This is a genomic window from Nocardia pseudobrasiliensis NBRC 108224 (assembly GCF_001613105.1).
GTDB lineage: Bacteria > Actinomycetota > Actinomycetes > Mycobacteriales > Mycobacteriaceae > Nocardia > Nocardia pseudobrasiliensis.
The window spans coordinates 228,786-242,552 of sequence record NZ_BDBS01000004.1 but is presented as its reverse complement, the minus strand read 5'-3'; the positions used below and the strand labels follow the sequence as shown (position 1 = coordinate 242,552).

At 67.1% G+C, this 13,767-nt stretch carries 10 protein-coding genes; 7 read left to right on the top strand and 3 right to left on the bottom strand.

The window, feature by feature from the left end; all coding sequences use genetic code 11:
* Window positions 1-15: 15 nt before the first annotated feature.
* A complete protein-coding gene (locus NP4_RS06010; RefSeq protein WP_067993081.1) occupies window positions 16-999 on the bottom strand; it encodes an Acg family FMN-binding oxidoreductase in 984 nt (327 codons plus the stop codon).
* A 128-nt stretch (window positions 1,000-1,127) separates the two neighbouring features.
* Here NP4_RS06010 and otsB point away from each other — a divergent pair, with 128 nt between their 5' ends.
* The 5 genes from otsB (at window position 1,128) to NP4_RS05985 (ending at window position 8,743) form a co-directional block, all read left to right on the top strand.
* A complete protein-coding gene (otsB, locus tag NP4_RS06005; RefSeq protein ID WP_082875629.1) occupies window positions 1,128-5,069 on the top strand; it encodes a trehalose-phosphatase in 3,942 nt (1,313 codons plus the stop codon).
* A gap of 99 nt (window positions 5,070-5,168) precedes the next feature.
* On the top strand, window positions 5,169-6,041 hold the full coding sequence (locus NP4_RS06000; protein WP_067993079.1) for a universal stress protein: 873 nt from the start codon (window positions 5,169-5,171) through the stop codon (window positions 6,039-6,041).
* A 120-nt stretch (window positions 6,042-6,161) separates the two neighbouring features.
* Window positions 6,162-7,088 carry a universal stress protein gene (locus NP4_RS05995; protein ID WP_067993076.1) on the top strand — a complete coding sequence of 309 codons (927 nt, stop codon included), beginning with the start codon at window positions 6,162-6,164 and terminating at the stop codon, window positions 7,086-7,088.
* A 4-nt stretch (window positions 7,089-7,092) separates the two neighbouring features.
* A complete protein-coding gene (locus NP4_RS05990; RefSeq protein ID WP_067993073.1) occupies window positions 7,093-7,842 on the top strand; it encodes an SDR family oxidoreductase in 750 nt (249 codons plus the stop codon).
* 157 nt (window positions 7,843-7,999) lie between these two features.
* On the top strand, window positions 8,000-8,743 hold the full coding sequence (locus NP4_RS05985) for a sigma 54 modulation/S30EA ribosomal C-terminal domain-containing protein (RefSeq protein WP_067993070.1): 744 nt from the start codon (window positions 8,000-8,002) through the stop codon (window positions 8,741-8,743).
* A 152-nt stretch (window positions 8,744-8,895) separates the two neighbouring features.
* On the opposite strand, the gene NP4_RS05980 is transcribed toward NP4_RS05985, so the two are convergent.
* Together NP4_RS05980 and NP4_RS05975 are read right to left on the bottom strand one after the other, a co-directional pair.
* Window positions 8,896-9,591, bottom strand: a complete 696-nt coding sequence (locus tag NP4_RS05980; RefSeq protein WP_067993068.1) for a DUF3471 domain-containing protein — start codon at window positions 9,589-9,591, stop codon at window positions 8,896-8,898.
* 95 nt (window positions 9,592-9,686) lie between these two features.
* Window positions 9,687-10,085 (bottom strand): serine hydrolase domain-containing protein, encoded by a 399-nt coding sequence (locus tag NP4_RS05975; RefSeq protein WP_067993065.1) that lies wholly within the window; start codon window positions 10,083-10,085, stop codon window positions 9,687-9,689.
* A 299-nt stretch (window positions 10,086-10,384) separates the two neighbouring features.
* On the opposite strand from NP4_RS05975, the gene NP4_RS05970 reads away from it, so the two are divergent.
* Window positions 10,385-12,187 carry a flavin monoamine oxidase family protein gene (locus NP4_RS05970; protein WP_067993062.1) on the top strand — a complete coding sequence of 601 codons (1,803 nt, stop codon included), beginning with the start codon at window positions 10,385-10,387 and terminating at the stop codon, window positions 12,185-12,187.
* Between the two features lie 257 nt (window positions 12,188-12,444).
* Window positions 12,445-13,767, top strand: coding sequence for a PA0049 C-terminal domain-containing protein (locus NP4_RS05965; protein WP_218023978.1), 1,323 nt, complete (start codon window positions 12,445-12,447; stop codon window positions 13,765-13,767).

Here is a 13,767-nt window from a genome sequence, read left to right as displayed (position 1 = left end):
GGTGGGCCCGATCGCTCAGGCCGTGGGCGCGTTGTCGACGGCCAAGATGTCGGCGAGTGGACGTCGTGGGGTCGGGGACTCGGTGGATTCCGGTGCGGTACCGACCCTGATCAATGCCTGCGGCAAGGCTTTTCGGCCGGTCAACTCGGCGACGATCGTGCGGGCGTCCGGTAGTTCGGTGAGGTGGGTGAGGGTGCAGGTGGCGTAGCCCGCGACGGTGCAGCCGAGCAGGGACGTCGAAATCGCCTCGCCGCAGCGCAGGACGTTGTCGTGGTCGTCGGTATCGGTGGACAGCACCAGGATGCGAGAGTGGTCGACGACTCCGATCCGGCGGGATTCCGCGGCAACGACCGGGAACGTGCGCCCGATGGCGACCCGCGCCTGCTCCTCCGTGGCGACCAGAGCGGAGCGGGGGATGCCGGAGTCGGCGACGATATGTCCTGCCCACCACTGCAATTCGGCCTGATAGTCCGAATTGTAGCGGCGGAGGGCGGCGGTGAGTTCGGAGGCATCGGCCAGGCGCGGGCGGCTGTCGTCACCGAGGACATCGACCGTGGCATCGGCCGGATCGATCAGTGCGCGCAGGACCGGCTCGAACCGCTCCCAGCCGGTCGGCGCGGCGAACGGCAGCCGGTCGGTGCGACGCGTCGCGATGGCGGCGGCGCGGTCGCGGTCGGCGTCGGTCACGATGTGGGCCGGGGTGAATCGAAGCGTCGCCAGATGGTCGAGGTGATTCGGATCGGGGAAGCGCGTGGTCAGGCTGCGCCAGCCCGCGGCGGTCATCGCCGCGCGCAGATGGTCGAGCATGATCCCGCAGCTGAGCAACCGCTGCCGCCCCGAGGGGTCCGCGGCCGTGAGCACCCGCCCGGGGACCGCGAACAGGCGTAATGACGTGCCGTCGAAGACCCACCGCCACGGTTGGCTGTTGTGCAGCGACGGGGCGCGGCTCGCCAGCAGGACGGCGTTTTCGACGATTTCACCGGTAGGCACGGCGTTCATGAATCCCACGGTAGGAACTCGCGGGCTCGGGGCGGAGAGTCCTTGGTCATCGGTCCCGGGTGCCTTCGGTAGCGGCGTGGGACCTGCGACCCTTTCCGGCGCGATCGCGGTGGGCGCAGGCTGATGTGGTGCAGGGCGATGAAACCGGCGTGTGCCTCGATCCGCGGCGTTACGACGCGGTGATTTTCGATATGGACGGCGTGGTGACCGACAGCGCGCGCATCCACGAGGCCGCGTGGAAGCAGATGTTCGACGAGTTCCTCGGGGATGCGCCGCCGTTCACCGAAACCGATTACGAGCGTTTCGTGGACGGGAAGCCGCGCACCGGCGGTGTGGCCGATTTCCTTGCCTCCCGCGATATTTCGCTGCCGTGGGGTGCGCCGTCGGATCCGCCGGAGGCGGTCACGGTGTGCGGGCTCGGCAATCGGAAGGATCGGTTGTTCCTGGAGCGCATCGGGCGCGACGGTGTGCCCGCGTTCGCTTCGACGGTCGCGCTGGTGCGACAGTTGCGCGCGGCGGGCGTCGGGACGGCGATCTTCTCCGCGAGCCGCAATTGCGCGCAGGTGCTCGCGGCGGCCGGGATCGGTGACCTGTTCACCGTGCGGGTCGACGGGCTGGTGGCCGAAAGTCTCGGGCTGGCGGGCAAACCCGATCCGGCGATGTTGCTCGAGGCCGCGCGCCGACTCGGCGCCGATGCCGAACGCACGGTGGTGGTCGAGGACGCCGAGGCCGGGGTCGCGGCCGGACGTCGGGGTGGTTTCGGTTTGGTGATCGGGGTGGACCGGGTGGGGCATGCCGATCGGCTGGCCGCGGGTGGCGCCGATGTGGTGGTCACCGATCTGGCCGAGGTCGGGCTGCGCGACGGCTTCCGGCGGATGTCGGAGTTGCCGGACGTGTTCACCTATTGGCCGCGGGTGGTCGATGTGCTCGATGGTGAAAAGGTCGCGGTGCTGGCGGATTTCGACGGCACCCTGGCCGAGATCGTCACCGATCCGAATGCGGCGCGGCCGGTGGAACACGTGGGAGACACGCTGGGTCGGTTGGCGCGGCTGTGCCCGGTGGCGGTGATCAGTGGTCGGAACCTCGACGATCTGCGGGAGCGGGTGGGCGCGAGGGGAATCTGGTATGCGGGCAGCCACGGATTCGAGCTGCTCGCTCCGGACGGTACCCACCACGTCCACGAGGCCGGTATCGCGGCCGAACCCGTGATCGCCGAGGCGGCGGCCGAACTGACGGCCCGATTGCGCGAGATCGTCGGAGTCGTGGTGGAGCACAAGCGATTCACCGTCGCGGTGCATCATCGCAACGTGGCCGCCGGGCAGGTCGGGGCGGTGGTGGCCGCCGTGCACGAGGTCGGGCGGCAGACCGGGTTGCGGGTGACCGGCGGGCGCAAGGTGACCGAGCTGCGCCCGGATCTGGACTGGGACAAAGGCCACGCGCTGCGCTGGATCCTGGAGCGGCTCGATGGGCCCGCGTTGCCGATCTATCTGGGCGACGATCTCACCGACGAGGACGCCTTCGACGCGATGGGCGCCGAGGGCGTCTCGATCGTGGTGCGCCACAGTGAGAACGGTGATCGCCGCAGCGCCGCCCATTTCGCCGTCGACGGCCCGGCGCGGGTCCGGGAATTCCTGGATCGGGTCGGCGAGCTGTTGTCCGGTGCGTCGACCGCGAGCGCCTCGGAGTCCTGGCTGCTGACCTACGACGGCTACGATCCGGCGGCGGAGAAGTTGCGTGAGGCGCTGTGCACGGTCGGCAACGGGTATCTGGCGACCCGGGGCGCGGCGCCAGAGGCGCGGGCCGGGGAACGGCACTATCCGGGGACCTACCTTGCCGGGGTGTTCAACCGACTGTCCGATGAGGTGTCCGGGCGCACGGTGGAGAACGAGAGCATGGTCAACGCGCCGAACTGGCTGCCGGTGTCGTGGCGTATCGACGGGAGCGATTGGTTCTGTGTCGATGAGGCGGAAATGCTTTCCTACCGAAAGGAATTCGATCTGCGCCGGGCCGTGCTCACCCGCCGACTTCGCTACCGCGACGACGAGGGGCGCATCACGGTGGTGTGTCAGCGACGGTTCGCCGCCATGCACGCGCCGCATGTATGCGCGCTGGAAACGACTGTGACACCGGAGAATTGGGCGGGGCTGCTGACCGTTCGGACCATGATCGACACCGGCGTGCGCAACAGCCTGGTGGAGCGCTACCGGGAACTGTCCGACCGCCATCTGACCACACTGTCGACCGCGCGACCGTCACCGGGAACGGTGCTGGCACTCGTGCGAACCAGCCGATCCCACATCCTGATCGCGACCGCAACCCGCACGGTAATTAGGCACAATGATGAATATGTCGATGCGACAACGCGTCTCGTCGACGAATCCGACGGGATCGGCGACGAGTTCGACATCGCTGTGCGCCCGGGGGACACCGTAGTTCTGGAGAAGGTCGCCACCGTGTTCACCGGCAGGGATCGCGCGGTGTCGGCCCCGGAGGTGCAGGCGGTCCGTGAGTTCGGCGATCTCGGCGATTTCGACGCGCTGTTGCGCGCGCATTCGAACGCGTGGGAGCACCTGTGGGCGCGGTTGCGTATCCATTTCGACGGTACGGCGGAGGCGGCCAGGACTGTGCGGCTGCATATGCTGCACCTGGTGCAGACGCTGTCGCCACACACCGTCGACCTCGATGCCGGTGTCCCTGCCCGCGGGCTGCACGGGGAGGCCTACCGCGGGCATGTGTTCTGGGACGAGTTGTTCGTGCTGCCCGTGCTGAATCTGCGGATCCCGACGATCAGCCGATCGCTGCTGGAGTATCGGCACCGACGGTTGCCCGAGGCGCGTCGGCTGGCGCGCGAGATCGGTTGTGCCGGAGCGCTTTTCCCCTGGCAGTCCGGAAGCGACGGTCGGGAGGAGAGCCAGCAGCTGCATCTGAATCCGCGGTCGGGTCATTGGCGTGCGGATGCGAGCCGACGGGCGCATCATGCCGGGATCGCGGTTGCCTATACCGTGTGGCAGTACTACCAGGTGACCGGGGATGTGGACTTCCTTGCCGGCACGGGCGCGGAACTGCTGGTGGAGATCGCGCGGTTCTGGGCGAGCAGCGCTGTCTACGATGCGGCCGACGATCGCTATCATCTGCGCGGGGTGATCGGGCCCGATGAATTCCACTCCGGATATCCGGACCGGCCGGACGATGGAATCGACGACAATGCCTACACCAATGTCATGGCGGCGTGGGTGATTCGGCGCGCGCGTGAGGCGCTGGACTCGGTGGCGCCGCGCGTGCGAGGTGAGTTGATGGAGACGCTGGGGGTGGCCCCGGGGGAGTCCGCGCACTGGGCGGAGGTGGCCGATCGGTTGGCGGTGCCGTTCCACGATGGGGTGATCAGTCAGTTCGCCGGGTATCGCGAACTGGCGGAACTGGATTGGGACGACTACACCGGTCGGTACGGCGATATCGCCCGCCTGGATCGGATCCTCGAGGCCGAGGGTGACGACGTCAACCGGTACCGGGTCGCCAAACAGGCCGACGTGCTGATGCTGTTCTATCTGCTGTCGGCTGACGAGCTGCGAGAGTTGTTGGGGCGCATGGGCTATGATCTGCCCGGCGAGATGATTCCCCGCACGATAGACTACTACCTGGCCCGCACGACCCACGGCTCGACCCTCAGCGCGGTGGTGCACTCGTGGGTGCTCGCCCGCGCGAATCGCCATCGTGCGCTGGAGTTCTTCGGCACGGTCCTGGAATCCGATATCGCCGACATCCAGGGCGGTACCACCGCCGAGGGGATTCACCTGGCGGCCATGGCGGGCAGCGTCGATCTGTTGCAGCGCTGTTTCACCGGCCTCGAGATCCGGGCGAGCCGCCTCATCTTCAACCCACGCTGGCCGCGGGCACTGTCGGCGCTGAGCTTTCCGATGGTGTATCGCGGCCACCGCCTGACCGTCCGGATCGACGCGGACTACCTCGAGATCGGATCCGATCCGGTTGTGGCGCCACATATCGAGATCGACTGCCGTGGACGCCGGGTCCGGCTGGCACCGGGCGAGTCGATCCGGATTCCGGTCGGCTGAGGTCCCTGGACACCGCTGTGCGACGACCTTCGGCCCTCGTGGGTCCGTGCCTTCGGCGGGCACGCTCGCAGGAGATGGTTCGACGACAGGAGGCATGCCATGTCCGAGGTTTCGAAGCCGATTCTGGTCGCGGTCGACGGGTCGCGGATCGCGCTGCAAGCGGCGCGGTGGGCGGCGGTGGAGGCGTCGCTACAAGGGTGTGCGCTGCATATTCTGACCTCGTTCGGCGTCGCACCCGGTGAGGGCTTGGACGCGGTGGTGGCCGCCAGCGAACGGCAATGGTTGCGCCAGGACGGGGAGCGGGTGCTGGCCGAAGCGGAGTCCATAGCGCGGCACGCGGCTCCTGAGGTCGCCGCGAACATTACGACCGAGCTCACGTTCGATTTGATCATTCCCACCCTGATCGAACGGTCGAGGCAGGTGCGGATGGTCGTGGTGGGCAATCAGGGGCGCGGTGCGATCAGCCGGGCGGTGCTCGGTTCGGTCAGTACCGCGATCAGCAGGCATGCGCACTGTCCGGTGGCGGTGGTGCACGGGGACGCCGCGACCGGACCCGAGTGGTCGCGTCTGCCGGTGCTGGTGGGCGTGGACGGCACGATCAACAGCGCGCACGCCGTCGAGGTCGCCTTCGACGAGGCGTCGCGGCGCAAGGTCGGCGTGGTGGCGCTGCACACCTGGAGTGACACCAGCGGTTACGACCTGCCTGTGGTCGGCTGGGAGGGTATTCGCGAGGGTGAGGCGGCGTTGCTGGCGGAGAGCCTGGCGGGCTGGAGTGAACGGTATCCGGAGGTCCCGGTGGAGCGGGTCGTATTGTGCGACAAGCCGGTTCGGTCGCTACTGGAACGCTCCGAGCGGGCGCAGCTGGTCGTGGTGGGCAGCCGCGGCCGGGGCGGTTTCGCGAGCATGGTGCTGGGCTCGACCAGTACCGCCCTGCTGCATCTGGCCGAATGCCCGGTCATCGTGGCGCGGTAGCCGGGCTCGAAAGACCTTGGCGACAGGGACTTTCGGCCGCATCGGCGGCGGGACCCGCGCTTCTACGGTGAATCCACGGTCGGCGAATACGTCGGTCGCGGACTAGCGAAAGGGTTCGTGATGCCTCAGCAGCAGACCGACGTCCGGCATCTGGCCTCGGCGGCCGTGGTGGTCGGCGTCGACGGCTCGGAAGCCTCGGACAAGGCTTTGGACTGGGCGGCCGGGCTGGCCGCGCGGCGCGGGCGAGAACTGCGGATCGTGCACGGTCTGGATCTGGAAGGGATGCGGCAGGTGTACGGGCGCTACGACGTCTGGGTGCCGCCGGTGGAGGATCGGCTGCGCGCCCAGGGCGCGGCGCTGGTGGCCCGATGCGCGCAGCGGGTGCGCGAGGCGCGGCCGCAGCTGCGGGTCGAGACCGAGATGTCGCCGGAAGCGCCGTCGGTACTGCTGAAACGCCACAGTGCCACCGCGTATCTCACCGTGCTGGGCGCGCGGGGAACCAGTGGGTTCCTCGGGCATGTGGGCTCGATCCTGCTCTCGGTCACCAGCCACGCCTCCGGGCCCGTTGTGGTGGTGCGCGCGGATCCCGAAGCCGTTGACACCGTGCGTGATCGGGGTCCGGTGGTCGTCGGTGTGGATGGTAGTGCGGTGAGTGAGGCCGCGCTCGGGGCGGCATTCGAGGAGGCCGCCGAGCGTGACACCGATCTGGTGGCGGTGCATGTCTGGAACGATTTCAGTTTCGGCATGTTCGCCGGGGATCCGTACCTGCTGTTCCCCGTGCCGGATATCGAGGTCGCCGAACAGGCGGTCCTCGCCGAGCGATTGGCGGGCTGGCAGGCCAAGTATCCGCAGGTGCCGGTGACGCGCAAGGTGTATCCGTCCGGTCCGGCGTCGGTGCTGGACACGCTGTCGGCCGATGCGCAATTGGTGGTGGTCGGCAGCCGCGGGCGCGGCGGTTTCACGGGATTGCTGCTCGGGTCGACGTCGAATTCGCTGGTGCAGCACGCTCATTGCCCGGTCATGGTCGTGCATCCGGAGAAGGGCTGAGACGATGAGCGATTCGAGTCGCGGTTGCGCGATCGTCACCGGCGGTGCGCGCGGGATCGGCGCCGCGGTAGCGGCGGTATTGGCGAAGGAGCAGATCGGGGTCGTGATCGCCGACCTGCTCGACCGGGACGGCTCCGCCCTGGCCGAGGCGTTGGGTTCGAATGTGACCTTCCGGCATCTGGATGTGACCGACGAAAAGAACTGGCTCGCGGTGATATCCGACGCGGAGGCGGTCTTCGGGTCGCCGCGGATCCTGGTGAACAACGCGGGGATTCTGGACTTCGGCAGTGTGGAGACCGAGACGCCGATGATGTTCCGCCATGTGCTGGATGTGAACCTCTACGGGCCGTGGCTCGGTATGCATCACGTCGCCTCGCGGATGCGGGTCGCCGGCGGTGGGGTGATCGTCAACATCTCCTCGACAGCGGGGCTCACCGGTTATGCCGGGCTGGGCGCCTATGTCGCCAGCAAATGGGGCCTGCGCGGTCTCACCAAAACGGCCGCACTGGAATTGGGCAACGACAACATCCGCGTCTGCTCGGTGCACCCGGGCCCGATTCACACCCCGATGACCGCGGGCATGACCGATTCGGTGGCGGCGACCCAGCCGATGCCGCGCTTCGGCGAGCCGGAGGAGGTCGCGGCGATGGTTCGATTCATCGCGATGGAGGCGACGTTCTCGACGGGGTCGGAGTTCGTGCTCGACGGCGGGGCGACTGCTGGGCAGGTGCTGGCTCTGTCGAGCGAATCCTGACCGGACGGTCCGAACAGCGGAATGGCAGCCAGCGGCAAACGGTGTCGGCGCGTCAGGATTACAGAGGGCTTTGGACTCTTTATTGCGGAGAGATTGCCTGATGATATTGATGCGCCCCCGGCAAACGACCGGACCTAGTCTCCCGAGGTATTGCGCGATGACCAGTATGTGGACCGAAGTGCAGGCGTCGCCGATCACGGTGACGGTGCTCGGCGTTGCGCCGGGGGTCGAAACGGAACGGGCCGGTCGTGTTGTCGGCGCGGTAGTGCGGCGGCACCGCCTGCGCGAACCGGTGGCGGTGCGATTGTCGTGCGCGGGCGGTCCTTCGGGGTCGGCGGTCGTACAGGTGAATCTGCGAGTCCACGGTCGTGCGGTCCGGACGCAAACCGACGGGCCGAGCGGTTTCGCCCTGACCTTGGCCGCCGGGCGGCTCGATCGGCAGATCCACCGGGTGATCATCGGTCCGGCCGCACCCTGGTGGCCGGAGCCGGGACGTCCCGCGCTGGCCTACGCCAGCAGGCATACGGAGATCGTCCGCCGCAAGAGTTTTCGCCTACCGACCTGCACTCCGAGTGACGCGATCGGCCTGCTGGACGCGATGGACTTCTCGGCGTTCCTGTTCACCGATATCACCACCGGGACGGACGCGATCGTCTACTGGGCCGGGCCATCGGGTGCGCGTCTGGCGCGCCAGCGCGCCGACCGAAGCGCCGCCGACCGATTCGATACTCCGCTCACCGTCGATCCCGGTGCGTGTCCGGTAATGACCGCAAGCCAAGCGGCCGCTCTGCTGTGCCGTCAAGGTCTGCCGTTCTTGTTCCACAGCGATCCCCACAGCGGCCGCGGCCAGCTGCTCTACCGCCGCTACGACGGAGACCTGGCACTGGTCACAGCGCGGTGAGCGGCGGAGGATTACTTGCCGTCCCGAAAAATCAAGAGCGGCGGCCCATTTGCCCACCGCCAGGGCGGTGACCGTCACCGATCGCCACATCCACACTCACATCATTTGTTTCATCGAGGCAAAAGATCTGACGCGGAGCCGGGGACCGCAGGTCAGGTGTCGGACTCCTGCCGGACGTAGACGCCACCCCCGGGATGGATCTCCATCTCCGTCACACGGGAATCGTCGACGACGAACTGGATTCGAACGCCGGGCTGGCGGCGCACTGTGAAGGTGCGCTCACCGGTGGGCTCGAGCACTACGGCCTGACCGCTCGCCACGTCGAGGGTGAGGTGGTTGTGGTCGAGCCGCACCCGTGGCCGTAGTTGACCCATCAGGTAGTCGCCGGTGAACGTTGCGAGGCGCTCAGGGGCGGATAGTCCCTGCTGGGGCAGGCGGCGAAAGACGATGGGGGAGACCGACGGTTCGAACGGTACGGCCAGCGAACTCACCTCGCCCTCGGCATCGGTGGTGAAGGTGAGGGTGAGCGCGGTCTCCACCGCTGTCAGATCGAGATCCCAGGTCTCGAAGTGGCGGTGTCGCATACCCAAATCCAGGACTCCCAGGCGAGCCGTGAGCCCGTCCGCGCCGGCGGTGACGCGCAGCGTTCCATAGCCGGGATGGTGGTATTCGCCCAGATACGCGGCCTCGGGATGAGCGTGGGGAGTCGCGGCGGAGGCCGCGCGCTGGCGTTGGGTCGCCTCCTTTGCACCGTCGTTCAGGTTGGCCTGTACCCAGCGCGCGAGGTCGGAGACGGAGGAGTAGATGCTGCCCGCCGGGCCGCATACGGGAAAGTCCTTGGGCGGCATCTCTTCGCGAATGCCGTCGCGTTCGCGGTAGCCGCGACTCCAGTCCGCGGTGCGGCGCGCGTCCTGGTGGCATGAGCAGTCGCTGTCGGATTCCCTTACATGAGGTTGTTGTATTGCCAGACCTCGCGGAAGGTCCGGTTCGGTTCCAGATGGCGCAGCCGCTGTTCGACCATCTCGCGGCGGCTCAGCTCAGGGTTGGCGTACCAGGCGAAGTCGTGGCGAGGCAGCCCGGAACGGTGACAGCGCAGGTCGCGGGCAGTAATCAGCTCGGTGGCGATTGGGTCGTGTAATCGCAAGCGCGGCAAGTACTCCCGGACCGGTCGATCCCATTCCAGCAGTCCGTCACCGACATCACTAAGTCCGAACCCCCGAGCCAGGACCACGTGCCCATCCCGAACGACTCCCACAGCCATGCCCGGTACCGCGAAGCGCTCCAGCTCGCCCTCCAGGACATGAGTGAGTTCGGGGATTCCGGCACTCGTCTCGGTGGTCACATCGACTCCTCCCGCATCGGTGAAAGGCACGAAATTCGTTGAGATGGACCACTATCGGCCCCTCTTCCTGCGAGCCTAATCGGCCGCGCGCTACGGGGCGGCCCGGTTCGAGATCAACAACGCGGGCTCGGTCCGGGCATTGGGTCGCCTGGTGGCGGGTCGCGCCCATTACTTGTGAAGGTCTGGTTGGGTTTTCGCGCGCGTGTCAACGATGTATTGCTAAGTGTTTGCTATAGCTTGTTCCATTGTCTGGCACTGTTCGACGCCGACTTTCGGATCGGAAGGGAGCCGCGAAAGCTATGCCGGAAAAGACGATCGGGCGGCGCGGGTTCTTCTCGGTCGCTGGCGCGCTCGCCGTCGGCGCGGCCGTCGGCGGCGGCCTTCGCTCGCCGACCGCTTATGCGTTGCCCGCCTCGGACAGTGGTAGAACGCGCAATGTCGCCGAGGAATTGGCGCGGGAGATGCTGCAGATCGGCGAGGACAATTCCGATCTGACCCTGGACTATTTGAAGATCCTCATCGATCAGGGGCTGCCGAAGACCGCCGATCCCAAGAAGGTGGTCGTGGTCGGCGCCGGCCCGGCCGGTTTGACGACCGGGTGGCTGTTGAAGAATGCCGGGCACGAGGTAACCGTGCTGGAAGCCAACAGCAATCGCACCGGGGGACGGGTCAAGACATTTCGTGACCGGTTCGAGGACAAGCGGCTGTACGCCGAGGCGGGAGCGATGCGGCTGCCGGACAGTCATCCGCTGGTGCTGGCTCTCTGTGACAAGCTCGGCGTGAAACGCAGGCCGTTCTATATCAGCGATGTGGTGCCCGATACGCCGTCCCCACTCGCCCCGCCGCCGGTTACCTACACGTCCTTCACCGGCGAGACGTGGACCAATCACAATGGCGGACCGGCCTATCGCCCGCCGGCCGCGGCCGGTCGAACATTGATCCGCGTCAATGGCGAACGAGTCACCCGCGCCGAGTACGCGGCCGACCCGTCGCGGATCAACCGGACTTTCGGTGGCGCGCCGTTCGGTACGACGACCCGCGCCGCCCTGAACGCGGCGATCGAGAAGTACGTGCGAGGTGTCGACCAGCCGATCGACCGGCAGATCGGCGACTGGTCGGTGATGTTCGAGAAGTTCGAGCATTTCTCGACTTTCGATTTTCTCCTCGCGCAGGGCTGGGAGCAGCCGCAGATCCAGGCCGTCGGCACATTGGAGAACCTCAGCTCCCGGTTGCACTACGGCGTCATCCCGATGCTGGTCGACCACGCCCTGATCCGGCCCGACGCGACTTTCTGGGAAATCGAGGGCGGCACTGCCACGCTGACCGACGCGTTGACCCGAGAGCTCGGAACGACGATCCAGATGGGCTGTCGAATGACCCAGCTGAGCCAAACCGATACCGGAGTCCGGATCACCACCGTCAGCGAACAGGATCGTGACGATGTACCGAGCAGGGTCCCCGCCTCGACTCGAACCATCGATGCCGATTACGCGGTCGTGGCGATCCCGCTGAGCGCGGTCCGTTTCTGTACCTTCGAGCCGCCGCTGTCGTATTCGAAGCGGCGCGCGGTCATCGGGATGCATCAGGACGCCGCGACGAAAGTGTTGCTGGAGTTCAAGACTCGGTTCTGGGAAAGCGGCGCACAAGGATTCCGTGGCGGTGGCTGCGTCACCGACAACCCCAACCGGTTCGCCTATTTCCCGTCACATGTCGACGCACTCGATGGCGGCGACCGACCCGCGGGCGGCGTGGTGTTGGCCAGTTACACCTGGTCGGACGATGCCCTGCGGTGGGATTCGCTGACTCCGGACGAGCGCGTCGACCAGGCCCTGCACGGCCTCGCCGACATCTTCGGCTCCGATACGGTGCTGCGGGAATTCACCGGCGTGGGGCTTTCACAAAGTTGGATGCAGGCCCACTACGCCCTCGGTGAAGCCACCATCGCGATGCCGAACCAGTTGACCGAACTGCATCAGGCGACCCGCACCGTCGAAGGCCGAGTGCATTTCGCGGGCGATCACACCACACTCAAACCGGCGTGGATCGCGGGCGCGTTGGAGAGCGCCGTCCGCGCCGCTCTGGAATTGCACTCCCGCCGCTGACAATACAGACACGCCGATGCGCATACGCAGTCTCCTCGGTTTGTGGTCCGGTCCGGGCCTCGATCGAGCCCTGGTGGGAGATTCGGCGCGGCGGCGCTTCCGGATAGCGGTAGATCCGTCCTCCGGCAGATGAGGGGGTGGGGCGATCAGGGGTTTACTGTCGCCGCCGGATCGGTGAGGTTCTAAGTTCTGTTGTGTCGCTACGGGGAGGCATTTTGTTCGAGCTGGATCGCGAGAGACCGGGTTGGTTTATGAGGGTGTCGCGTATCGCTGTGGGTGTCCTGGTACTGGCGTGCGTGCCGGTCACGAATGCCGTTGCCGCGCCTGCCGCTGTTTCCTACACCGGTGGGGTGCCGGTGGCATCGTGCCTGAACGATGCGCTGGCGCTCAGTCCGGAGGAGAACCGGCTCGGCGCCACGCCCGCGGATCAGTTCATTCTGCGGGCGGGTTTCGGTGGGGCTGTCGGTGAGTTCGTGACCGAGTTGTGCGGTAGCTCAGGGTATTCCGATGCGGTCACGGTGGTCGAGCGGCGGTCGGCGCTGCTGTGGCGGTCGGCGGTCGATCGTGTACAGGGCCGGACAACGCGGGGTGCGCTCGCTGCCGGTGACGACAGGCCGCTGTATTGGAGCAGATTGGCCTTCGCCGCCGCGTTACGTCGTTGGTCGCCCGCCGACGCGGTGACCGGCACCCAGCGGCAGCATTTGATCGATATCCTCGATTCCGTCAGCCGTGGGCAGCGCGATGTGGACTTCGGCGGTGATTCGGCGAAGCGGGTGCTTGTCACGGGATTCGATCCGTTCGGGCTCGACCGCGATGTGCGTACCGCGAACCCTTCCGGGGCAGCCGCTCTCGCATTGGACGGGACTGTCATCGATACCCCGGCCGGACCGGCGCGGGTCGAGGCCGCGTTGTTCCCGGTGCGTTGGCGAGATTTCGGCGCGGGGATGGTCGAGCGCGCGCTTGTGCCGTCGTTCACCGCGGGGCCGAATCGGGTCGACGCCTTCGCCACGATCAGTCAGGGCGGTCCCGGCGAGTTCACCCTCGAGTACACCAATGGCGCATTTCGCGGCGATTCGCCCGACAACGAGAATGCCTGCTATCTCGGGCCCGCGCCGATTCCTGATGATGTGCCCACCGTGAATCCGCGTCCGCAATGGACGGTTTCGACACTGCCCGTCGACGCGATGGCGGCCGCGACCAGCACGCCATTCCCGGTGGTCGCCAATCGCGTGGTGCGCGAAATACCGCTACCGCCCCCGGCGTTCCTTCCGGCGACCACCGTATGCGGGCTGGCCACACTGCCGAATCTGGCCCCTCGGATGCCGGACGGGCCGAGCACGCCGTCAGTGGCGATCAGTGGTGGTGGCGGCAACTACCTGTCCAATGAAATCGCTTATCGCGCAACGCTACTGCGTGACGCGCTGGAATTGCGAGTCCCCGGCGGACATATCCATACTCCGATCCTGACCGGTTTGCCGGATGACCCGACCCAGTTGTCCGCTCCCGAATTCGAGCGCAACCGCGCCGCCATCGTGTCCGAAACGCAAGCGCTGATCGGCTCCGCGGTGGCGGATCTCTGA

Bases quoted from the DNA above. Each gene is read 5' to 3' on its own strand.
- NP4_RS05985 (WP_067993070.1), top strand. From the start codon at position 8,000: ATGACCAGTATGTGGACCGAAGTGCAGGCGTCGCCGATCACGGTGACG.
- NP4_RS06010 (WP_067993081.1), bottom strand. From the start codon at position 999: ATGAACGCCGTGCCTACCGGTGAAATCGTCGAAAACGCCGTCCTGCTG.
- NP4_RS05995 (WP_067993076.1), top strand. From the start codon at position 6,162: ATGCCTCAGCAGCAGACCGACGTCCGGCATCTGGCCTCGGCGGCCGTG.
- NP4_RS05980 (WP_067993068.1), bottom strand. From the start codon at position 9,591: ATGCCGCCCAAGGACTTTCCCGTATGCGGCCCGGCGGGCAGCATCTAC.
- NP4_RS06000 (WP_067993079.1), top strand. From the start codon at position 5,169: ATGTCCGAGGTTTCGAAGCCGATTCTGGTCGCGGTCGACGGGTCGCGG.
- NP4_RS05990 (WP_067993073.1), top strand. From the start codon at position 7,093: ATGAGCGATTCGAGTCGCGGTTGCGCGATCGTCACCGGCGGTGCGCGC.
- NP4_RS05970 (WP_067993062.1), top strand. From the start codon at position 10,385: ATGCCGGAAAAGACGATCGGGCGGCGCGGGTTCTTCTCGGTCGCTGGC.